Origin of the sequence: Nostoc sp. (genome assembly GCF_036919675.1) — a bacterium.
In the GTDB taxonomy this organism is placed as follows: domain Bacteria; phylum Cyanobacteriota; class Cyanobacteriia; order Cyanobacteriales; family Nostocaceae; genus Nostoc.
On sequence record NZ_JBALCP010000054.1, the window covers coordinates 1 to 20,660 of the forward strand.

Genomic DNA, 20,660 nt, shown 5'->3' on the forward strand with positions numbered 1-20,660 from the left:
AAGCTAAGAACATCGGGAGCCGTGTACACAGAAATGCGTATGCACGGATCTAACCGAGAGGTGCGGGGAATAATATCCCCCATCGACTCAAACAGTTTGGGCAATTTGGAGACGGGAATATCCAAGAAGTAAGAAAGTACTTCGCGCCGCCACGCATCATAAATGACTGGTAAATCATCAACTTCAATGCCAATAGCACGGTGAGCCAGCTGCCAATGATCTTTAAGATAGGTACTGCGGCGGCGTTGACCTTCTTCATCCGCTTCTAGAACTTGTGCGATTAAATCCTCTTTCTCAGATGGCGAGGCCTTGTCAAATTTACGCTGCCACCAATCCACAACTCCTAGACGGTGAACTGCTTCATCTGGCAAGATTCTTTGGGCAGCAAACTTTGCTGATTCCGGGTCATTGATTTTGCTAATCCGGCTGTTGAGCAAGAGCAAAGATACGATATGGAGTTCGTAATGCAATTCAAAAGACAAGAAACCTTGCCAGTTACGAATGGGTAAGTCTCCTTGGTAGTCCCAATGCTTTTGCACCTGCTTTTGGATGTCCTCAATAGGGTCATATCCAGATATAGCTTGCGCTCTGAGACGAGTATTTTGGGCGTGGGCGCCGTCATCTCCAAGTTGTCGGCTCAAAAACAACTGTAATTCTGGGTCGGGAATTTGGTCTATTACTTTGGCACAAACTTGGACAATGAATAAGTCATGGGCTGCACCAGCAACACGATAATGGTAGAAATTCTCTTTTTCTTCTGGTGTTACAGGTGGTCTGGGGTCTTGCTGACGGGTTTTGGGAAGATGAGGAGCGTGTTTATCAATCAGTTTGTTGAAAATTTCAACTTCTAATTCAGTTGTCCAAGCTGGACGTGTGAGGATTGCAGTCATATTTTTTGGGGAGTGGGGAGTGGAGAATGGGGAGTGAGGAGTGGGTATTAGTAAATTTCCTAGTTTCTAGTACGTCACGGCGGAAATAAACCTACCATCTGGAATTGCTTGAGAATCGGTAGGCAAATTAATTGTTGCGACCCATAAAGATTCGGGCTGACTGTTCTCTGACACCTGCTGGAGTACCTCCGGGATTCCAACCAAGTGTTTCCCGGTATCCGCCCAACAATCCTGCTTCTATAAGAGTTTGCTCATCAACTTGTACAGACTCATCTGCCTGTGGGGCAACGAACAGCGCGTCTGCTGGACAATACAGTTCGCACATAAAGCAGGTTTGGCAGTCGCTTTTACGAGCAATTCTTGGTGGCCCGTCTGGCACCTTGTCAAAGACGTTGGTAGGGCAAGCCAAAACGCAGATATTGCATTTAATACATCGAGATTCACTAACTAGTTCAATCACAGTGCTACTAACTCCCTCTCTTTAGCGCTAGTTTCTAGTTTTTGGGGCTTTACCCAGACTTGATCTAAACCACCACTCAGCAAGCGGTGGTATTGATTTGGATCTTGCTCAGGATAGTCTAAGTGTTTGTGCATACCACGACTTTCTTTGCGTTCTAGGGCGCTAGAGTACATCCATCTAGCTGTTGCTACCATTGCAGTGGCTTCTCTAGCTTGGACAGCTTGATCCTCTGACACTGCTTGGCTATTGCGGATTTCTTTCCAGAGGTGATTTAGGCGACCAAGGGATTCTGTTAATCCCTGCTCTCTACGGAACAGGTTGCGATCGTAGGGAAATACTTCTGCTTGGACTGCCCGAATCACTTCTGAAGGAGTAAAGCTGCTGCCATTTGCGTTATTGGCAGACACTCCAGCTTCTCCAAGTCCGCGCACGGTGCGTTGATTGGCTTGAGTTCCCAGTTGGCGGGCGTAGTTTGCTGCTGCTTCACCTGCCCAATATCCCGAAGAGGTCGCCCAGGCGGCGTTATGGCTACCACCACCGGTAAAGCCACCACAAATCAATTCTCGTGTTGCCGCATCGCCAGCAGCATAGAGTCCGGGTACAGTGCTAGCACAGGTATAATCGGTAATCCGAATGCCGCCTGTACCGCGCACGGTTCCCTCTAGACGCAGAGTTACGGGGAAGTGTTGGGTGAAGGGGTTAATGCCCATGCGGTCAAAGGGCAGTAAGAAGTTATGTTGGACAGTCCGCAACATCGCCTGAATTTCGGGAGTTGCTTTGTCTAGGCAAGCATAAACGGGTTGGGTGAGTAAGGTACGAGCAATGATCGATCGCCCTTTTTGGGAACCTGCTCCTTCAATCTCTGTACCATCTTGGTAATAAAAGGTTGCCCAACGGTAGTAAGCGCCCTTAGTAACGGAAGAAAAAGCCGGTGATAGGGCGTAAGCATTGGAAAATTCCATCCCTGACATTTCGGCACCTGCTTCAGCTGCCATCAGGTAACCATCGCCTGTGAGGACGTTACAGCCTAAAGCTTTACTGAGGAAGGCACAACCACCAGTAGCAATGACAACGGCTCCCGCTCGAACTGTCCAGCGTTCACGAAGTGTCCCCGCAGGAGATTCGCCTGTTTGGCGACAAATTCCTTTAGCACCTGCAACTACACCTTCTGTGTCCACCAGTAGTTCTAAAGCTGGACTGTGGTCAAGTATTTTCACACCTGCTCTAGTAATCTTTTTCCGCATCAAGCGCATATAATCATGAGCTTGTTGTAGCGATCGCCGATGGGGACGCCCTTGATCATCCACAGGGAAAGGATAGCCCCAATCTGAGAGTTTATTCAGGTTTGTATATGTCTGATCTAATACACGTTCCATCCAAGGACGCTCTGAGAGAAAACCCCCTAGTGCTTCCCGGCTGGCCATTGCCGCTTCCCGTTGTTCTGGGTCAGGTGGGACATACCAAACACCAGTACCAGAAGGTGCTGTTGCTCCACTCGTACCGCAGTAGCCTTTGTCTACAAGTACCACTCTTACCCCTTGAGCAGCTGCATTCCAAGCCGCCCAAGTTGCTGACGGGCCACCGCCTATGACTAGAACATCAGTCTCTAAATTCAGTTGCGAAATAGAACTATTGTCTGACTCAGATTGATATGCACTCACGATTACATCTCCTAACTTATTGAATTGGGCACTTGTACTGAGCATCTCGGCTTCGCTCAATGGAGCCGGCGTCGTTGGGCGCAGCCTCTCGGAGAGAAGTATTGGGCATTTCTTCCCTGCCCCCTGCCCTATCCCTTTGCAGCCACAAGTTCTAACGATTGCACTCGTGGCATTACCTCCTCGGAAAAACACCTCATCTCAGTCGTGAACGGCTGAAATTGCAGCATAAAGGTGCCGATTCCCACCCTGGAAAAGTCGGCAATGCGACCAGCCACGGTGTCATAACTACCAACTAAGCCAGCAGCTGTGCCACCGTTACTTCCCACGCCAGGGTACTTGGCCAAATTCTTGAACATCACAACTTCGGAATCGACTCCTTTGAGCAGCTCTGAGCGATCGTCTTGTGCTATTACCATTGCCCTCAAGTTGTGATATTCTTCTTGGGCTTCTTCGTCTGTGGGTCGAGCAATCACAAATGCGGACATCGCAAAGCCCAGAGGTTTAGAGCGATCGCGCGGCTGTTTAGCAACCTGAGCAATGGTTTCTCGGATCACTTCTATAGGACGACCATTGAGAAAAAATATATCTGCCTCTTTTGCCGCTAATGCCTGCGCTGGTTCTGATTCACCTCCCACATACACACGCGGATGAGGATTGGCCACGGGACGAGGATTGAAGCTTAGGTCACTGATGTGAAAATAATCTCCTTGAAAGTTAATTCTTTCTCCACTCCACAGCGCCTTTACTACTCTTATCCATTCGTCGGAATAGCGGTAACGCTGATCGTGGGGAAGAAAAGATATGCCTGATTTCTCCATTTCTGGCTTAAACCAGGCACTTACCAAGTTGATCGCAAAACGCCCACCACTAATTGCATCAATGCCTAGTGCCATCTTCGCTAAGATTGCTGGATGAAAAAGTAAAGGCTTTACAGCGGCAATAATTTCGATTGAATTTGTTGCTTCGGCAAGTGCTGCTGCTGCCGTCCAAGTTTCCAGCTGATCTAATTGTTGATTTCTGGGATTAATGATGTGTTCTGCGATCAAAGTTGTTGTAAACCCGCACCGTTCAGCCAACTGGAGGAGATCCTTAGCTCGTGAGTAACTGGCATCACGAGGTTCAAGAGGATGGTTCATTACGCCGCAGTTGCCGTAAACGGGAATCCAGATCCCGTAGCGTGGCTCAGACATAGCTTTCAAGAACCCTTGTAATAGACGCTAAAAGTTTACTTGGCACTAAATTTTGAGTTTATTGGCTAACCCAGATAATTTGCTGCTTAATCTACGGCAATTCGATTAATTTACCGTAGTATATAGTTATGAGATTTACATAGATTGTGCTAAAAAACAAGAGTTTATTAAAATTTATTGATATTACTCCTTAAGAGAATTGAGTCTGTGGCGAAAACTTTCTCAAAAAAATAAAGGACAAGAATTATACTTGTCCTCAATGGTTAAAATAACAGATTCTGCGTCGAATGCGTTAGATGAACTTAATTCTCTGTAGTCGTGGGTGCGTAAAATTGCAAGCGACCGATGCCGAGAAATTGACCAGCGGTTTGCTTACCAGAGGGAAAAGCCTTCACACCAAATAAATAGACGCCATCATAAAAAGGATTGCGGTAAGTTTGCAGACCAATAGTAACCGTCTTACCTGGTGGTATAGGAGTATCAAAGGTTACTGTGAAAGTCTGTTGTTTGTCGTCGCCTTTTACAGCTTTAAGTGCCAACTTTGAACCCTGGCTATTACGTGTGCCTTCAAAGGCAAAAGTATCTTTCTGATTGAATTCAATATCTTCAGTCCCCTCAATCTGGTTAAAGGTAACCTGTTGCAACGGTTCCCCAGCCGTCACTGGCACTTCCAGAGTGAAATAGTATGTCGTATTCGGAACACTTGTATTGCTGTATGGAGTGCTAGCACTAACTAAACGTGGTGGTTGGGCAAAGGCTGTCGTGCCATTGCTTAAGGTAACTGCATTGGCTACCGAATGAGGTAGTAAATATAGTCCAGTGCTAACAACAAATAGAGTACTAAAAAAATTAGTAACGTATTTCATAATTTATATTTTTACCTCAATGACTTTTATCTAAGACTCAATAATTTGAGTCTTGCTTTAAATACCCATATTTAAGCCTGAGCAAATGAAAGACTACAGCCTCTCAAATCAGCAACTTAAATCAAGTTTACTGACTATTTATTAGGCTATTTTGCTGTAATTCTAGCACGCAATTTCTAATTGTCTATAAAGAAAAAACAGATATTTAAATTTAAATTTAACTAGTAATTTTGCCATAATTTTTATTAGTAAATTCCCTCAAAAGTCGATGATTTTACCGGGCTTTGACTAAACATAAACACACTCATATCGATACATTTACCGTAGTTTAGATGACTGCATACATCTATAAAATGATATAGTTACCGTAGTTTAAATAATAAATTCTCTGAAAAATCAATAAATTTCCATTTTAGTAAATTTATCAATTGAATTACATACCAATAAGGTTACTTAAGTGATAAGTTCTAAATTATACTAAAAGAGTAAAATACACTAATTTATGATGATTTAATTCCTTTAAAAGACACAAATTTAGCAGATTTAGATTAGTGATTTTCCCTAAAAATACAATAAGTAATCAAGCGAACATGATATTAGAAGGGCAGTTATAAACCCCAGCTACATAGACAAAACCCACCTTCGTGGGTGGGTTTCAAAGCCTGTATTTTTCATGCTTTCCGTCTCAGCAGACTACCCACAGTGAAGGCTTTACCTACGTTTGTGTAGCCGCGAATTCTATGAGACTGCTGGTCAATTGACAAGGGGTTTAACCCCCCACCCCTAAAATTTTAGTTTTGCGTTGCTTTCCCGCCCTGCAATAAATTGATTGCTCATAGCTAAAGTGCGTTGAAACGCACTAAAATTCCAGAAATTTCAGATGGATTGAAGCTAATGGGTTAGACCCCGTATCAATTCGCCAACAGTCTCATTCTATGTATCAATTCGCCAACAATCTCATTCTATTCGTTATCCCTCTTTTGTCACTCTGGGGAAATAAAAATTGAGGCTAAATGATGAAACCTAGATTTAGTCAGAAAATTAGCGATCGCAAACTAATAGAAACCTCCAAACAAAGCTCTATGGCAAAATCCTGTCTGGGCAAGAGTTACAGATTATTCTCTGCCGAAAGTGACAAAAGATGGGTTATACCAATTCTGTATGAAGATGCGCCAAACTATATGAGGAACGAACTGCATTCGCGCAGCGTCTCCAAAAGTTGAACGCATAGACACAATTCGCGGAGCGTCTTGTAGAGTTGTGGCTGACCGCAGGGTAGGACACAAAGAAAGAAATGCGATCGCTTCAACTTACTCGCGTACAGTGGCTTTTCTTCTGCATCAGACATAATCTTCAAGACTCAGTTAATCATCTCATCCATCTCACATTTGATGGATTTTGTCAAGTCCTTTTCAAAAATCAACTCCAGGCGATCGCCCCCAATTAAAACATTTAATTTTATATGCTAATACACAAAATTTTCGCCTTTAAGTTCTTCTTTCGCTAATGCCAATGCTTGATGAGCTTTTTTAAACTTTGTTTCATCTGTAAATTTATTACCAAAACACTTTAGATAAGCTTCCAGATACCTAATACGTAAGCGTGGATCAGCCGGACTCTCAAGAAAAGGGAGGTCAGCTTCAACCATAAACCGAATAGCCAACAAAGGGATAGGGCTACGAAGTGGACGAAAATTTGGGTTGTGCAGACCAGGACTTTCATTATGTTTATGAAATTCTCCTATCATCAGTCCTGACTCAACAAACAAAGGTTTAAGTTTTTGTTGGACACTATCTATTATTTTAGAAGTGTCTTCTATATGGACATCAGGGAATATAAGTAAAAAAGCTCTATTGATTGCTAATTCCTGCTCTTTAACTTCTATCTCAAGAAAGATATCTCGGTAGCGTCGAACAACCTCTTCTAAATGTTCTGGATACAAATCTTTTGTGCGAATAACCGCCAGACGAATACTGTTTGACTTGAGAGAGTGAGGTACAAAAGGGCAAACTACGCCGGGTCTTCCTAAGTTAGGATGAGGCCTTGCTAAAAAACTTTTTACCCACTTTATAATTTCAATTAAGTAAGGAAGGTCTTCGTATTGTCGTTCGATTTCACGAGTTGTATAGAGTTGCATGAGCTTGAGTGAAATAGAAAAATTGTTTAATTCTGAATCCAAAATTATTTTTACAAGATTATCTCTTTGAAACTAATTATTATTTAAGTAAACAAAACAAGCTCTAATATTTTTTATTTGGGGTTTATCTGTAGCTTGTAGCAGATAAAAATCCTCTAAAACTTTTGTGAATTTAAATAAAATTACGCCAATAAATACACAAACATATTTTTGCAACAAGCAACTTGTGTTCATTTTTTTTGGCATGTTAGCTAGAAGATATATGTATGATCCAGCAGATGCTCCTAATTTTTTTTACACTTATAAGTTTCTATTATTTTTAAGAAGAATATTATAAAGTTTATGTTTAAGTGGTTATTTTTACTGTAAAAGTTTAGTAATGACTTAACAGCAACTATAGGTTTAATATCAAGTTAGTATTGATCCCAGTAGAAAGATATTTGAATAGTTATTTTCACTGTAAGTTTTTAGTATTTACTTAACAGCAACTATCAATCGAATATCAAGCTAATATGATTTGATCTAGGTAAAATATAAAAAATTAAATCCAATTTTATAAGCTGTATATTACTTAAGCTGACGTAAAAATTTGTCGTTGGGATAAGTTAGGAAGCAGGAGGGAAAAGGGTTTTAGCCTAGTTTATCAATATAGACATAGTTTAGTTTTGCCAACTGACTTATCTATTAATCGTAGGGGAGGCAGGATAAGCAGCGGCATCTGCCGTTCCCCGTATCCCTACTCTTAGTTCTGAGCGGAGGAAACCTCTGCTCAGACAACTCTGGGCAAGGCACTGGCTCCCTTACAAAATTGGATATTTTTTTAATTGGAAGTCGCTTATTTCTCAACAAATTTTTTTACCACTGCCATAGCATCTGGAGGAATCTGTGTAATTAGGCGAAATGGAAATGCGGCAGTTGAAGCAAACTGGGCATAATCTGATGTCAGAAAGATAGCGTAGTTTTTAGCTTCTGGAGTCATCTGTGCAGCAAACGCCAAAGCTATAGCTTTAACGTACTTGCGAACATCTGCTGCTTGTTCACCCACAACTTCACCGCCACTGATTGGTGTATTCGGTTGTCCTATCTGATCCAAAGTCTTACTGGGGTCTTTTACACTCAGATGAGTACCCCCAACTATACCAACTAGCCATTTGGGAGATGGAATCTTGTTAAATCCTATAATCTGTTCAGTTAAAGCTGGGGTGGTTTTATCTGCGGAACCTGCTAACACTAGGGTAGGAACTTGTACTTTAGTTAACCCAGTTTCGCCAAAAATCAGAGAAGTTGTAGGATTGAGAGCGATCGCCTGTTTTATTCTGGTATCCCGTAGTTGATAGCTATTTTCTGGTAGTTCTTGAGCGATGCACTGCATAGCTTCTCCCAGACTCAAGATAGTCAAGTTCTTTTTGCACCGTTGTTTGAGATGTTCCAGTTGGAACTCTGCTCCAGCAAGTGCTAAAGCTGTACCACCACCAAAAGAATAGCCAATAACCATCACTTTATTGGTTGCAAGTTTCCCTTGAAGCGGATTATTAGCTGTTTGATTGAGCTTTTCTAATTCGTCGAGAACAAAACTAATATCTTGAGGGCGATTCAAAAACTCCTGAGGCATCACAACTCTGGTTTTGCCTTGAAATGCAGAGTTAGTATTTGCCTCATTACTACCGGGATGTTCTAAAGCTGCTACCACATAACCGTGGGATGCTAAATGTTCTGCTAGGTAACGCAAGTCCGTGCGGACTGACCCAAAGCCGTGAGAAAAGACAATTACAGGTTTATTGGCAGTTGCAGCAGTTGACCAGTAAATATCAACTGGAATTTGGCGATCGCGCTTTTGGTCATTCAGGCTTAAGTTGAGTATTTTTACTTGAGCTATTCCTGGTTGGCTGGGATCAAAAGGGAAAGCAATCTGCGGTGTTTTCGGGTCGAGTTGGGGAGCGATGTCTGACGGCAAGCCGCTATGCGTCAACGCTAGCATAAATTGCTGGGTACGCCAAAAAGCTGTGTTCAAACTCCTTGCAACTATAAAAGCCTGTGGCAAATTAATTTCTAGGCGTTTACTGGGATAAGCAGCAATAAAACTCAGTATAGAAAGACCCTGCGGTGCAGTAGAGCCTAATACCAATCCTGCTCTGAGTGCTTGTACCCCAGCTTTGTCTTTTCGGGCTAAGGCCGTAGCGAAGTCATTGAGAATAGTTGTGCCAATCTGAGTATTAACTAACTTATTAACAGTGACAACACTCATCGGTACATTCATGCCCAGCGCCCCCAAGAAAAAGCGGCGTTGTTGTTCGGATAATTTTTTAACGTAAGGCTGCAAACTCCCAGACAATTCCCCAGTTTTTGCAGCCTTTTGCAACTCAGTAAGGGAGATGGATTCTGTAAATAAACCCAAACGCACAACAACTGTGTCAGCCGCAATGGCCGAAGTATGTGCCCCGAACTGTGTCAGTACAATTGCGCTAAAGAAACCCGCAACTGTCTTAATATTTCCCCAACTTCTTCCCATAAACTTTTATACCAATTGTTACTTACGGGAATATAACCAATATTTGTGTATTTGACTACTCTATTAATTGCCTAGAAACAAAAGCAAATTTTTTCTCGAACTTGATGGCGATGTCTAAGGGCGGGCTATGACGCTCGAACGCAAGAGCGTGTCGCAGACAAGACTCGCTAACGCTTCTCTACGAAACGCTCTTGCGTTCGCTATCAGCGTTGCTTTTATATCCTCAAAGCATCTGCTAATGCGAACAGAGCTACATCAAAAACATAACAAAAGCAACGAATTGTAGAATTCATCACAGCTAAAAATTTGAGCATAAATCGGTGTTTACAGCCACAAAAGCCCGATTGTTTCTCAACTAAGTTTAATACTGTAACGAAGCTCTAAAAAAGGGTAAGCGATCGCATCTCCAATCTGCACTTTTTGTGGGCTGATGTCTTGAGTGCAATTTGTTTTGACAGGAAACTTTAACCGACCGCTGAATGTTTTGTCTTTGCCCTTTAGCTTGCTGCTGTGGCTGCACAATCATTACTCATCAAAATCTACCAGCTGCATCAACAATTTTTCTTGGCTTTATGCGTCACAGACTCCGCTATATTTTAATTTTGCTGCTCTCCCTGAGTATTATTACACTGTACTGGCCTGTGAATAATTCTGATTGCAATTCCGAGGCGATTCTTGCATCAAAAACTACAAAATTCCAAGTACATGCTACTAAGGTTATTGTTCAGCCGTGGCATGGTCGTCACCATGTATATGGAATCTTTATGATTCCTAATGAATACAAACAAGCTCAATTTTTTGTGTTAACAGTCAAAGGTGCTGGCAGTTACTGTTCAAAACAATTTGGTTATCAAAAAAACTTTAATGATATCTTTGCTGAACCAGGAACTTATCTGCTGAGGAAGTTTATTAGAACTCGAACAGCTCTGCGGCTGATTCTCCAAGGTTTGTACTTTCAGATCAATGATAAACAGAACTGGACGTTGACTTTCCCTGAACTAAAAGTTGGTCAACATAATTCGTAATTGTAGCCCCATGTCTGTTCGTACAGCGTGCCGTAGGCAAATAAGTAATGAATAAATTTATTTTTTCATTACAGTTATTTTCAGATAAATAGGCCACGCCCTATGTGCACAGCATTGCTGTGTCCCTACAACATATGTGGTTCAAAGAAATGAAAACTGCTGTAATAAATTAAGTCACTCTGTCCCTGAATTGATTAATTACGAATTAGGAATTATTTACTGAGCTTGGTGGTTGAGTTTCTAAAATCTCGTTTTTCTCTAACAAGGCAGTAGTAGCATTGACTACAATTTGTGCTGCTCCTGTGAAAAACGATCGCTCGATAGTCACTGGAACATCGCTAGGTTTATGATAGTGGGGAGTCCGTAAATTTGCGGTATCTGTCACCAGTACAGCGCCCACACCCTGATACCAAAATGGTGCATGGTCGCTGCGTAGGGTGTCTGGTGTCAGTAAACCTTTAAAAGGAATTGGTAGTGTTAGGACTGGTGGCAAATTTGATTCTTGTTTATTCAGAGCGGTTGAGGGGAACATCTGTGAGCTTTGAAAGGCATTCAGCAAAGGCAAATGTTCTGTATCACCGACTACTGCCAAAAAGTCGCCTTTGTCGCTAGGTGGGGTAACAGGCAATCCGGCAGGGTATTTTTGACACCCAGCAGTGTAACAAGCATAACCCACCATATCCATAACGATCGCTCCGCCCAAGTTTTGCAAGCGTGGTGTCTTGCTAACGAAAGCCTGACTACCTAAAAGCCCTGCTTCCTCTTTGTCAAAAAAAGCTAACTGTAACGTCCGTGGCGTGGAACGGGAACCGAGCAATCGGGCTACTTCCAGCACCACGGCTACACCACTGGCATTATCATCAGCACCAGGGGATAAGGGAACAGTGTCGTAATGCGCTCCTACAAGAATTGCTTTAGCGGCTTTGTTAGTTCCTGGGCGTTCGGCAAAAATATTCACACCCTCAGAGAACTTTTCCAATTTCGGCTTCCAGCCTAATTTTCTCAGTTCAGTTGTGATATAAGTGCGAGTAAGCGATCGCTCTGTTGTTGTGTAACGCTGAAAATTTAACTTTTGGATATGGGTTAACAGCTTGTCAGTAGACACTTGCAGCGCAATGTCAACTTCCTTTGGCTCTGGCTGTGGTTGGGGTGTTTTCACTGGAATGCTTTCAACAATTGCTGGTGAGGGACGCTGTTCAAAAAACGTGCTACCTCTGCTACCCACCACGGCAACTGCCATCAGCACCAACAGCATCAGCCAAATCCATTTTCTCATGTGATTTATCCCTGGCTTCCTGACTTAAGGTAGCGCAAATCCACAGGCATAACTTTCCAAAATTGCTAGGAAGGGTTTAATATTTTGGTTTCTTAAATTCTTAAATAAACCTGCAAAGTCACTTTGCAATAAGTTTAATTGTCTATTTTAATACAATTTTATTTAATCCAATCTGCTATCGACTCTTGAGTTTCTTGATCAGTTGAAAGTCTTTTTATCATTAATACAACTTGTTTTTCTGGCACTTCTAAAGAATACCCATTCAATATCAGAAAGGTAGCCATTGAAACGAAAGCTACCCTTTTGTTACCATCTATAAATGCATGATTTTTTACAAATCCAAAAGCATAAGCAGCAGCTAACTCAAAAACAGTTGGTGTAGGTTCACCATAAGCGAATAAATTTTTAGGTCTATCTAAACTAGCTAAAAGCAGATTTGTATCTCTTATTCCTGGAAGTCCGCCGTGTTCTGCTAGTTGTTCTTCGTGCATCGCTTTAATGACTGCCTCACTCAACCAAAAAATATCATTCACTTAGCTAGCTCACGAAGTGCATTCCGATACTTACTGCTTACTTTTTGATAAGCTTCCATGGCCTTTTCAAATTCAGACTTGTAAGGTGTCGTTTGAGGATTACCAGAATGTTTCGTAACTAAAAGTACCCCATTCTTAGTATGTCTAAACTTTAGACTTTGAAAAGATGGTATCAATTTGTTTTTAATCTTACGAAGTCTCAAGGTTTGCATTATAAACTCAAAAGTGGTGGTTAGAAGTTAGAAGATACAAATGTTAACGGTAATCCTCAGTTAGCTTTTGGTTAATCAGTTATTATACTATAAATTATTTGTGCAAGAGGTCTCTTTTAGTTTACAGATTGACCCTTATGACAGAACATTCATGTTGATCCTTGTTGCAATGGTCTTAGCAAGATGTCCCAAAAATACTCAGCAGCTCCTTGTTGAGACAATAATTTCTTCACATTCTGTTGGCTTGCAAAGAAAGCCATTCCCAAAGGTTGCAGAAAAAGAGCGTATCCATCATCAACTATAGACATAGATTCATTAATACTATTGTCACTTCCTGAAGCATTTGAGGAATATGCAATATCGTTTCCATAAAGATGGCTACTTCCTCTTATCCAAATTCGACATTGAGTAGCTTTCTTTCCCGCAATGTAGACAATAGCCGAAAAATGATTTGCATCTATACGTTTAAAATGTCTACCCACTTCTGGATTTCGGTTGGATAATTCAGCAAGTGAATTCTCAAAAAAGTTGGCTATGTATTCAAACGATTCCTCTACAAATTGATCCCTGTCTCGATCCAAGAATGTTTTGCGAATACGGAGATTGCTCGATCTTGGTATATCCAAAATTTGTGGTTTGACAGCAGAACCGTAACTTTTGCTTGGTGGCGTGGTGTCCTGACGGGGTTGTAAGGGAGTAGTTGTCGCTTTTACAGCGTTGACTACTTCAAGAAAAGCATCGTCTTTATCAGGGAATTTTGTGATAGGCTTGCCATCAGTTGGCGTGGCCAAGAACTTGCCAAATGGCGCACTGCGCCAATCGCATGGACGCAGGATGACTGGTATAATGTGGCAGTCTCTTTGCTCATGCTTTTCCATCGCACGTTGCATCTCAATACCATAACAATAATTGGAAGCTAGAAAATCTGAACTGACTAATAAAAGAATGATGTCTGCTTCTTCCAAGTTTTTGCTTATTGCCTTATCGAATTCTTCACCAGCAGTTATTCGCCGATCATGCCACGTCTCAATGAAACCTTGCCTTTTTAGCATAGCAAGATGAACTTCCAGCTCATCGCGCAGGGTTTCATCCCGATGTGAATAAGAGAAAAAAACTGTAGCCATTCCACGATTATTAATTAAAGGCAGGTATTTACTTATGATTAATACCTCTATATCTTATACCAGTACAAAAGAACTAATTCCCTAAAGTAAACATCAAGTTTGACAGTTCGTCTTTTGACAGAGAGTACAACTTCACTTACACTGCCGCACTAGAGGAGTGCTGAGTACTGAGCAAAGAAGAAGAGAAAAGAATTTCTTCTTAATTCTTCAAAATCTTTATTCTGACACTCAGGACTCATGACTCAGAACTCAGGAATTTTTTTATGGTAGATTTATTGCTGATCGCAATCCTGGGGTTCCTGGGGAGTTTTGGACATTGTTTTGGGATGTGTGGCCCTCTAACAGTGGCGTTTTCCCTGTCTCATCAGCCGAAAATTCCACAAAAAGCTTCCTTGGGACGGACATCAACCTTAGAAAAGTCCGACACTTGGCAACAGCAATTAAAATTTCATCTTTTGCTAAACCTGGGGCGGATGTTGAGCTATGCTCTAGTCGGTGCTGGGATTGGGGCGCTAGGTTCGGTATTACTGCAAGGTGGACAGCTAGCGGGTGTTGGCAGCGACTTCCGGCGCTGGATGGCAATTATAACTGGTGTAATGCTGATTTGGTTTGGCTTAGGACAAGTAAAACCCGATTTGCTGCCGCGCATTCCCGTGTTACATCCCCTATTACAAGGTAGTTTACACGATCGCCTCAGCGCGGGAATGGTTAAGCTTTCCTTCAAAACCAAATGGTGGACGCCAATGCTTTTGGGGATGACTTGGGGTTTAATGCCCTGTGGTTTCCTGTATGCTGCCCAAATTAAAGCTGCTGAAACTGGCAATTTATGGATGGGTGGGGCAACTATGCTGGCGTTTGGCTTGGGAACCCTGCCTACAATGCTAGGTGTAGGCGTCTCCACATCATTGGTAAGTAAAGACAGGCGCAGTCAGTTGTTTCGATTAGGCGGTTGGGTGACACTCACCATTGGCGTCATCACCTTGTTGCGGACTGGTGACACAATGGTAGATTACACCGGACACGCCGCTTTATTTTGCTTAATCTTGGCGCTAATTGCGCGTCCTATTAGTGGGTTGTGGGCTTCACCACTGCGTTATCGTCGTGCCTTGGGGGTAGGAGCTTTTGTGCTTTCTGTGGTTCACACCGCCCACATGATAGAACACTCATTGCAATGGAATTTTGCCGCCTTTGATTTTATGCCACAAGAATTTCAGTGGGGTATGGCTGCGGGTGCTGTAGCATTGGTATTAATGTCCCCCGCTGCTTTTACGAGTTGGGAATCCTTGCAGAAATCTTTGGGCAAGCGTTGGCGACAGATTCATCTATTGGGTGTGCCAGCTTTGCTCTTGAGTGCCATTCATGCTGTGTTGATTGGTTCCCATTACCTGGGTTCCTTGCAATCAACTTGGGGAAATAAATTAGCGGCAGTACTGATGGGAATTATTACCCTCAGTGTCTTGCTAGTACGTTCGCGCTTTTTTTGGTCAAAGTTAGCCGTAGAAAAGTTTTATGTTCCCCCAACCAAATCGCGGTAAATCATTCTTGTTTTCTGGCTCCATCCCAACGAGTCAAAAACAGACAGGTTACCCGCTCAAAGACATTTCCTGGCATCAAGGAACAATAAATACTTTATTGTTCCTGAGTTGCTTAGTCATCTCAATAACTAATCTTTACCCTGCTGCTGCTCATCAGGTAGAAGTAGCTGGAGATGTCGGTGGCACCCTCCACGTTGAACCAAATGATAACCCCCAGGCTGGAGAACCAAGCCAAGTCTGGTTTGCACTTACCCGCAGAGGTGGAAGGGTGATTCCCCTGTCACAGTGTAATTGTCAGTTGGCTGTTTATGCCGAACCCTATGCAGCCGGAGAGCCACCACTCCTAGAACCACAGTTAGAATCTGTGGCAGCTGAACGCTATAAAGGCATCCCAGGTGCGGAAGTTGTGTTTCCCAAGCCAGGTATTTATGAGTTGCAACTAAATGGGAAACCAGTCTCTGGGGGAAGATTCAAACCGTTTAAGTTCAAATTTGAAGTGACTGTGGCAGGTGGCTCTACAGATAATACACGAAATCTGCGAGATGTCAATGGTGATTTAGTGGATGGTGAATCTCAGAAATTCCCAATTTGGGCGATCGCACTGCCAATCTTCGCATTTATCACCATCTTAGTTGTCGTACTGCAAAGTATGAAAGGTGGTAGGGAGTAGGAAAGTGGGGAGACATTTTCTTTGTGTCTCCCTTTATGCAAGTCTGAGAGTCAGTTCACCAAAGACCAAAATAACGCTATCGCCTTTTTTTTCAATGTTTTGGACATCTAGCTGTGCGCCTTGGTTCTCGATTTCTACTTTTTTAAATGAGTAAGCCAAAGCATCTAATTGATGCATTGTGATCCTAATTTGAAAAATAATTGCGACAGATGCCTTCACAAAACCTTGACGTAGAAGGCGATTCCCAATCCGTCTTGGAAAGTCTGAGCGCTGGAAATCGGCGCTCAGACTTTCGGCAAAATCTAAAATCCAAAATGGTATGAGGTACATAGGGACTTTCAGTTAAAAAAACATCCCATCTCCGGGGCGCAAGGCCAAGATCCCCTACAAATGTATTTTTTTTACCGATGTCGCTTTTGATGCCACTGCCACGAATGAGCGACAATATCTTTTATGGAAAGGTACTGAGGTTGCCAGCCTAAGATTGTTCTGGCTTTCTCGCTGGTGCCAATCAGAATTGGGGGATCGCCAGGACGGCGATCGCGTTCTTCGACTGGTATCGAAATACCTGTCACCTGTTCGGCTGCTGCAATTACTTCTCTGACGGAGAAGCCGCTGCCATTACCTAAATTGAAAACTTCGCTATCGCCACCTTTTAATAAATATTCCAATCCCAAAATATGGGCATCTGCTAAGTCGTTAACGTGAATATAATCTCGAATACAAGTACCATCGGGCGTAGGGTAATCGGTGCCGAAAATTGAGATAGATTCTCGTTTGCCTAAAGCTGTCATCAGCACCAAGGGAATCAAATGGGTTTCTGGGTTATGATCCTCGCCAAGCAAACCACTGGGATTAGCACCAGCAGCATTAAAATAGCGGAAACGTACTGATTGGAAACCGTAAGCAACATCAAAATCAGCGAGAATCCGCTCTACCATCAGCTTAGTAGCGCCATAGGGATTAATCGGATTTTGGGGATGGTTTTCTGGAATCGGTACAAATTCCGGCACCCCGTAGGTGGCACAGGTAGAAGAGAAGACAAATTTCTTCACAGATGCTGTCAGCATCGCTTCTAACAGGGTCAAAGTACCAACAACGTTATTGCGGTAATACTTAGCCGGGTCAGTCACCGATTCTCCTACGTAGGCGTATGCAGAAAAGTGCATCACAGCGGCAATATCGCGGGTTTTAAATAGGTGATCTAGCAAGGCGCGATCGCCTGTATCCCCTACTATCAGTTCTACCTGTAAAATCCCTTCTACCAGGTCACGATGCCCATAGACCAGATTATCAAGGATGACAACGTTATAACCCGCTTGCTTCAAAGCAAGCACTGTATGAGAACCAATATATCCAGCTCCCCCCGTCACCAAAATGGTAGGCTTTTCAAGCGACATAGTTTTTCCTTTTGAGTGGATTACTCAATTAATTTAGTTTACCGGTGCCACATTACTCTTCTGGAAAATTATAAATAATAGACGCAGTGTCAAAAAATTGCACTAAAATCACTACGACGGTAGTCTTTGGGTGTGAGGTTTGAGGTATTTTAAGTCAAACAGTGCGATTACAATTTGACAATAAAATAAATCCATTTCCCGAAACCTCTAGGTTGACCCTTACGGGTGACGCTCCTAGCGTCGCGATCGCTAAGAAGTCGCTAGTTGTTTTATACCGGGAAACCAATGTACGGCAGTTCCTCTTGGGAAGCCACTGCGTTGCCGGGGTTCCCCCGGTTGAAGCATGTGGCGTGGATAACTCCCTACAGCCCTTCGGGCATCCTACGGCAGGCGCTAGCCCTCCCTTTGGGAGAAGATCGGACTGCCTCACCACCACACTGGCTCACCGCACCAGAAAATTTGAGAGTTAATCTATGTTTCTATTGCTAAGTCGGGTACTGCTGTGGCTGCTGATTGGCACTATCGTATATTCTCTGTTCCAGCGATTTTATCCCTCTGGAAGTTTTGTCGGGCGATTGATCTTAGTCGTGATCTTGGTAATCATAGCCCTATCATTTGTTAACCCCAATGAACCAGCTGTAGCCTCGTTGTCGAGGATGCTGTCTTTTCCACTCAAGCCTCTAGGAGCCTCTGTTTTAATGATGATTTTTGCAGCTCAGAGAATCAAAGGAGGCGGGATAGACAAACCAGGAGGATACTTGATCGGTTGGGCATTGACGATTTTGCTGTTGGCAAGTACACCAGCAGTCGCCTATTTACTTTATAGGGCACCTCTAGCAATGGCAGGTGAAACCTATGTAGCAACTGCTGCACCAACATCTGGGATACTGGTGGCATTAGGGCAACAAACCACCGCAGCGAACATTTCAGATGTGACAGGCGATCGCATTCTTTCTTATAATTTGAGAGTGCCTCCCTACCTATTACAAGGAAGTCCTCAAGATATTCGCGCCCGCGGTTTACGACTTGAAGACTTTGTACCAAATGCGGAAACGTTACTATTGACAACCAGAACTTGGGAAAGTTATCTCTTGGAAATTTACAGGTTCTTACGTGTTCAGCGGTAATAAAGTTAAAAAAGTAAAACTCAAAAAGTCACAATGCCACGCCCTAGTACCGCGTTCCCCACCAGGTAGCGGTACTAGTAGCTGGATTCATTAAAGCTGTGATTGCTGCCACACCAAAAGTTGAAGTAGACATTACCATTCGGCTTTGGGCGAAAGGGAACGGCAATAACTATCCAGTTAAAAGAGGTGACAAAAGCTGAATTTACAAGCAATATTCTCTCTACATAGCTGCCTTCATGGACTAGCAGTTAATCTACGATATAAAGTTGCAAAATTGCTTTAATGGCAAAATCTCGACGAATCGCTAAACTCACTGCTTACCTACAACCCTATTGGCGCGAAGTGTCCTTAGGCATTCTCGCTTTGTTGTCTGTCAATGCACTAGGCGTTTATATCCCTTGGTTGATTCGTGCTGGTGTTGACAAACTCTCGACAACCTTCAGCTGGAACCAAATACTACATTACGTAGTAATCATTGTCTTGCTCAGTTCGGCAATGTGGCTCATGCGGATGGCATCCCGCATTTGGCTATTTGGGGTGGGGCGTCAGGTGGAATTTGACCTTAAACAACGGATTTTTGAACACTTACTCAAGCTGGAGCCGGCTTATTTTGCCAGTAATAGTGCTGGTGATTTGATTAATCGGGCTACCAGTGATGTGGACAATATCAAGCGGTTATTGGGTTTTGCAGTTTTGAGTTTGGCAAATACGGTGTTTGCTTACGCCTTGACACTGCCAGTAATGCTAACGATTAGTGTGGAACTCACACTAGCCGCCCTGGCAGTGTACCCTTTTATGTTCTTGTTAGTGAGTCTGTTTAGCGATCGCTTACGCAAACAACAAGCAGCAGTCCAAGAGCAACTCTCTGACATCAGCGAACTCATCCAAGAGGATATCAGTGGCATTGCCTTAATTAAAATCTATGCCCAAGAAGCAAACGAGCGGCGAGCCTTTGCTAAAAAAAATCAGCAGCTATTGACTGCTAACCTGGAATTGGCAAAACTCCGAAATACACTGTTTCCGCTAATTGGCGGACTAGCCAATGTCAGCTCACTGGTAATCATCTGGCTAGGGGTAGCGCGGATGTCTTCTGGGACCCTTCAGGTTGGCGACTTTTTAGCACTGTTAATTTATGTAGAGCGTCTAGTTTTTCCTACTGCTCTTTTAGGATTCACAATTACTGCCTACCAACGGGGTGAAGTTAGTATCGATAGGCTTGAATCTATTCTCTCTGTCACACCGAAAATTAAAGATGCAGCCGATGCCATAAATCTACCAGTGGCTGAACTTAAAGGGGAACTGACAGCTAAAAATCTCACCTACACTTATCCTGGTTCCATTACTCCAGCTTTAGCAAATGTTAACTTTACCATTGCTCCTGGAGAAACCGTGGCTATTGTTGGGGCAATTGGTTCTGGTAAATCTACTTTGGCCAATGCTTTGCCGCGCTTGTTGGATATTGACTCAGGACAATTGTTTTTAGATGGGCTGGATATTACTAAGATAGCTTTGGCTTCTTTACGAGGTGCGATCGCCTACGTTCCTCAAGATAGCTTTCTATTTAGCACTACAATCAAAAATAATATCCGCTACGGTGACCCAATTAGCGAACAAGAGCAGGTAGAATCTGTCGCTCAACTTGCCCAAATTGAATCGGAAATTAACAATTTTCCCCAGCAATACGAAACTCTTGTTGGTGAACGCGGTATTACTCTTTCTGGTGGTCAACGACAACGGACTGCCTTGGCTAGAGCGATGCTGGTCAATGCGCCAGTGTTAATTTTAGATGATGCCCTCTCTAGTGTCGATAATCAAACAGCCACACAAATCCTCAAAAATCTCTCTGGTGGTACTGAACGCAAAACAGTAATTTTCATTACTCATCAATTATCGGCAGCGGCAGCTGCTGACCGAATTTTTGTAATGGAAAAGGGAAGAATAGTCCAGATAGGCAATCATTCACAACTGGTGAAACAACAGGGTCTGTACAGAACTTTGTGGAGCCAGCATCAAGTTGAGGAATTACTGCACTAATACAACATTTA

18 protein-coding genes are annotated in these 20,660 nt (G+C 42.9%); 6 read left to right on the forward strand and 12 right to left on the reverse strand.

The features are described from left to right. From V7K49_RS10155 to V7K49_RS10185, 7 genes are all read right to left on the reverse strand, one after another. Positions 1-890: hypothetical protein (locus V7K49_RS10155; RefSeq protein WP_335205449.1), on the reverse strand; the 890-nt coding region annotated here is incomplete at its 3' end. Between the two features lie 127 nt (positions 891-1,017). Further along, a complete protein-coding gene (locus V7K49_RS10160) occupies positions 1,018-1,350 on the reverse strand; it encodes a ferredoxin family protein (protein ID WP_335205450.1) in 333 nt (110 codons plus the stop codon). Then, entirely contained in the window at positions 1,347-3,056 is a 1,710-nt protein-coding gene (locus tag V7K49_RS10165) for an FAD-binding protein (protein ID WP_335205451.1), read from the reverse strand. Before V7K49_RS10165 ends, V7K49_RS10160 begins: the two co-directional genes overlap by 4 nt. Positions 3,057-3,139: 83 nt before the next feature. After that, positions 3,140-4,201 carry an LLM class flavin-dependent oxidoreductase gene (locus tag V7K49_RS10170; RefSeq protein ID WP_335205452.1) on the reverse strand — a complete coding sequence of 354 codons (1,062 nt, stop codon included), beginning with the start codon at positions 4,199-4,201 and terminating at the stop codon, positions 3,140-3,142. Positions 4,202-4,503: 302 nt separating this feature from the next. After that, positions 4,504-5,067: a DUF2808 domain-containing protein gene (locus tag V7K49_RS10175; RefSeq protein WP_334871076.1), complete on the reverse strand. Its 564-nt coding sequence runs from the start codon at positions 5,065-5,067 to the stop codon at positions 4,504-4,506. A gap of 1,465 nt (positions 5,068-6,532) precedes the next feature. Beyond that, positions 6,533-7,246 carry a DUF6875 domain-containing protein gene (locus V7K49_RS10180; protein ID WP_335205453.1) on the reverse strand — a complete coding sequence of 238 codons (714 nt, stop codon included), beginning with the start codon at positions 7,244-7,246 and terminating at the stop codon, positions 6,533-6,535. 793 nt (positions 7,247-8,039) lie between these two features. Beyond that, complete coding sequence (locus V7K49_RS10185) at positions 8,040-9,713, reverse strand: alpha/beta hydrolase (protein ID WP_335205454.1); 1,674 nt, start codon at positions 9,711-9,713, stop codon at positions 8,040-8,042. Positions 9,714-10,285: 572 nt separating this feature from the next. Between V7K49_RS10185 and V7K49_RS10190 the strand changes: the two genes are divergently transcribed. Beyond that, on the forward strand, positions 10,286-10,738 hold the full coding sequence (locus tag V7K49_RS10190) for a hypothetical protein (protein ID WP_335205455.1): 453 nt from the start codon (positions 10,286-10,288) through the stop codon (positions 10,736-10,738). 205 nt (positions 10,739-10,943) lie between these two features. Here V7K49_RS10190 and V7K49_RS10195 read toward each other — a convergent pair whose 3' ends face one another. The 3 genes from V7K49_RS10195 to V7K49_RS10205 form a co-directional block, all read right to left on the reverse strand. Next, the gene (locus tag V7K49_RS10195; RefSeq protein WP_335205456.1) at positions 10,944-12,014 is read right to left on the reverse strand and encodes a M20/M25/M40 family metallo-hydrolase; all 1,071 of its coding nucleotides are present in this window, start codon (positions 12,012-12,014) and stop codon (positions 10,944-10,946) included. A 158-nt stretch (positions 12,015-12,172) separates the two neighbouring features. Then, positions 12,173-12,547, reverse strand: a complete 375-nt coding sequence (locus V7K49_RS10200; RefSeq protein WP_335205457.1) for a type II toxin-antitoxin system death-on-curing family toxin — start codon at positions 12,545-12,547, stop codon at positions 12,173-12,175. 361 nt (positions 12,548-12,908) lie between these two features. Next, complete coding sequence (locus tag V7K49_RS10205; protein ID WP_335205458.1) at positions 12,909-13,883, reverse strand: toll/interleukin-1 receptor domain-containing protein; 975 nt, start codon at positions 13,881-13,883, stop codon at positions 12,909-12,911. A 263-nt stretch (positions 13,884-14,146) separates the two neighbouring features. Between V7K49_RS10205 and V7K49_RS10210 the strand changes: the two genes are divergently transcribed. Then, positions 14,147-15,418 (forward strand): urease accessory protein UreH domain-containing protein, encoded by a 1,272-nt coding sequence (locus V7K49_RS10210; protein ID WP_334871064.1) that lies wholly within the window; start codon positions 14,147-14,149, stop codon positions 15,416-15,418. Beyond that, positions 15,393-16,088, forward strand: a complete 696-nt coding sequence (locus V7K49_RS10215; RefSeq protein ID WP_335205459.1) for a hypothetical protein — start codon at positions 15,393-15,395, stop codon at positions 16,086-16,088. The genes V7K49_RS10210 and V7K49_RS10215 overlap by 26 nt, the downstream gene beginning before the upstream one ends. Positions 16,089-16,121: 33 nt before the next feature. On the opposite strand, the gene V7K49_RS10220 is transcribed toward V7K49_RS10215, so the two are convergent. Further along, a complete protein-coding gene (locus V7K49_RS10220; RefSeq protein ID WP_335205460.1) occupies positions 16,122-16,418 on the reverse strand; it encodes a hypothetical protein in 297 nt (98 codons plus the stop codon). Between the two features lie 71 nt (positions 16,419-16,489). Next, on the reverse strand, positions 16,490-17,488 hold the full coding sequence (galE, locus tag V7K49_RS10225) for a UDP-glucose 4-epimerase GalE (protein WP_335205461.1): 999 nt from the start codon (positions 17,486-17,488) through the stop codon (positions 16,490-16,492). Between the two features lie 161 nt (positions 17,489-17,649). Between galE and V7K49_RS10230 the strand changes: the two genes are divergently transcribed. The 3 genes from V7K49_RS10230 (at position 17,650) to V7K49_RS10240 (ending at position 20,649) form a co-directional block, all read left to right on the forward strand. Continuing rightward, entirely contained in the window at positions 17,650-17,958 is a 309-nt protein-coding gene (locus V7K49_RS10230; RefSeq protein ID WP_334871056.1) for a hypothetical protein, read from the forward strand. Between the two features lie 3 nt (positions 17,959-17,961). Then, positions 17,962-18,615: a hypothetical protein gene (locus V7K49_RS10235; RefSeq protein WP_334871054.1), complete on the forward strand. Its 654-nt coding sequence runs from the start codon at positions 17,962-17,964 to the stop codon at positions 18,613-18,615. Between the two features lie 282 nt (positions 18,616-18,897). Beyond that, on the forward strand, positions 18,898-20,649 hold the full coding sequence (locus tag V7K49_RS10240; RefSeq protein ID WP_335205462.1) for an ABC transporter ATP-binding protein: 1,752 nt from the start codon (positions 18,898-18,900) through the stop codon (positions 20,647-20,649). Positions 20,650-20,660: the final 11 nt, after the last annotated feature.

Bases quoted from the DNA above. Each gene is read 5' to 3' on its own strand.
- V7K49_RS10165 (WP_335205451.1), bottom strand. From the start codon at position 3,056: ATGCTCAGTACAAGTGCCCAATTCAATAAGTTAGGAGATGTAATCGTG.
- V7K49_RS10170 (WP_335205452.1), bottom strand. From the start codon at position 4,201: ATGTCTGAGCCACGCTACGGGATCTGGATTCCCGTTTACGGCAACTGC.
- V7K49_RS10175 (WP_334871076.1), bottom strand. From the start codon at position 5,067: ATGAAATACGTTACTAATTTTTTTAGTACTCTATTTGTTGTTAGCACT.
- V7K49_RS10185 (WP_335205454.1), bottom strand. From the start codon at position 9,713: ATGGGAAGAAGTTGGGGAAATATTAAGACAGTTGCGGGTTTCTTTAGC.
- V7K49_RS10190 (WP_335205455.1), top strand. From the start codon at position 10,286: ATGCGTCACAGACTCCGCTATATTTTAATTTTGCTGCTCTCCCTGAGT.
- V7K49_RS10195 (WP_335205456.1), bottom strand. From the start codon at position 12,014: ATGAGAAAATGGATTTGGCTGATGCTGTTGGTGCTGATGGCAGTTGCC.
- V7K49_RS10205 (WP_335205458.1), bottom strand. From the start codon at position 13,883: ATGGCTACAGTTTTTTTCTCTTATTCACATCGGGATGAAACCCTGCGC.
- V7K49_RS10210 (WP_334871064.1), top strand. From the start codon at position 14,147: ATGGTAGATTTATTGCTGATCGCAATCCTGGGGTTCCTGGGGAGTTTT.
- V7K49_RS10215 (WP_335205459.1), top strand. From the start codon at position 15,393: ATGTTCCCCCAACCAAATCGCGGTAAATCATTCTTGTTTTCTGGCTCC.
- V7K49_RS10220 (WP_335205460.1), bottom strand. From the start codon at position 16,418: ATGTACCTCATACCATTTTGGATTTTAGATTTTGCCGAAAGTCTGAGC.
- galE (WP_335205461.1), bottom strand. From the start codon at position 17,488: ATGTCGCTTGAAAAGCCTACCATTTTGGTGACGGGGGGAGCTGGATAT.
- V7K49_RS10235 (WP_334871054.1), top strand. From the start codon at position 17,962: ATGTTTCTATTGCTAAGTCGGGTACTGCTGTGGCTGCTGATTGGCACT.
- V7K49_RS10240 (WP_335205462.1), top strand. From the start codon at position 18,898: ATGGCAAAATCTCGACGAATCGCTAAACTCACTGCTTACCTACAACCC.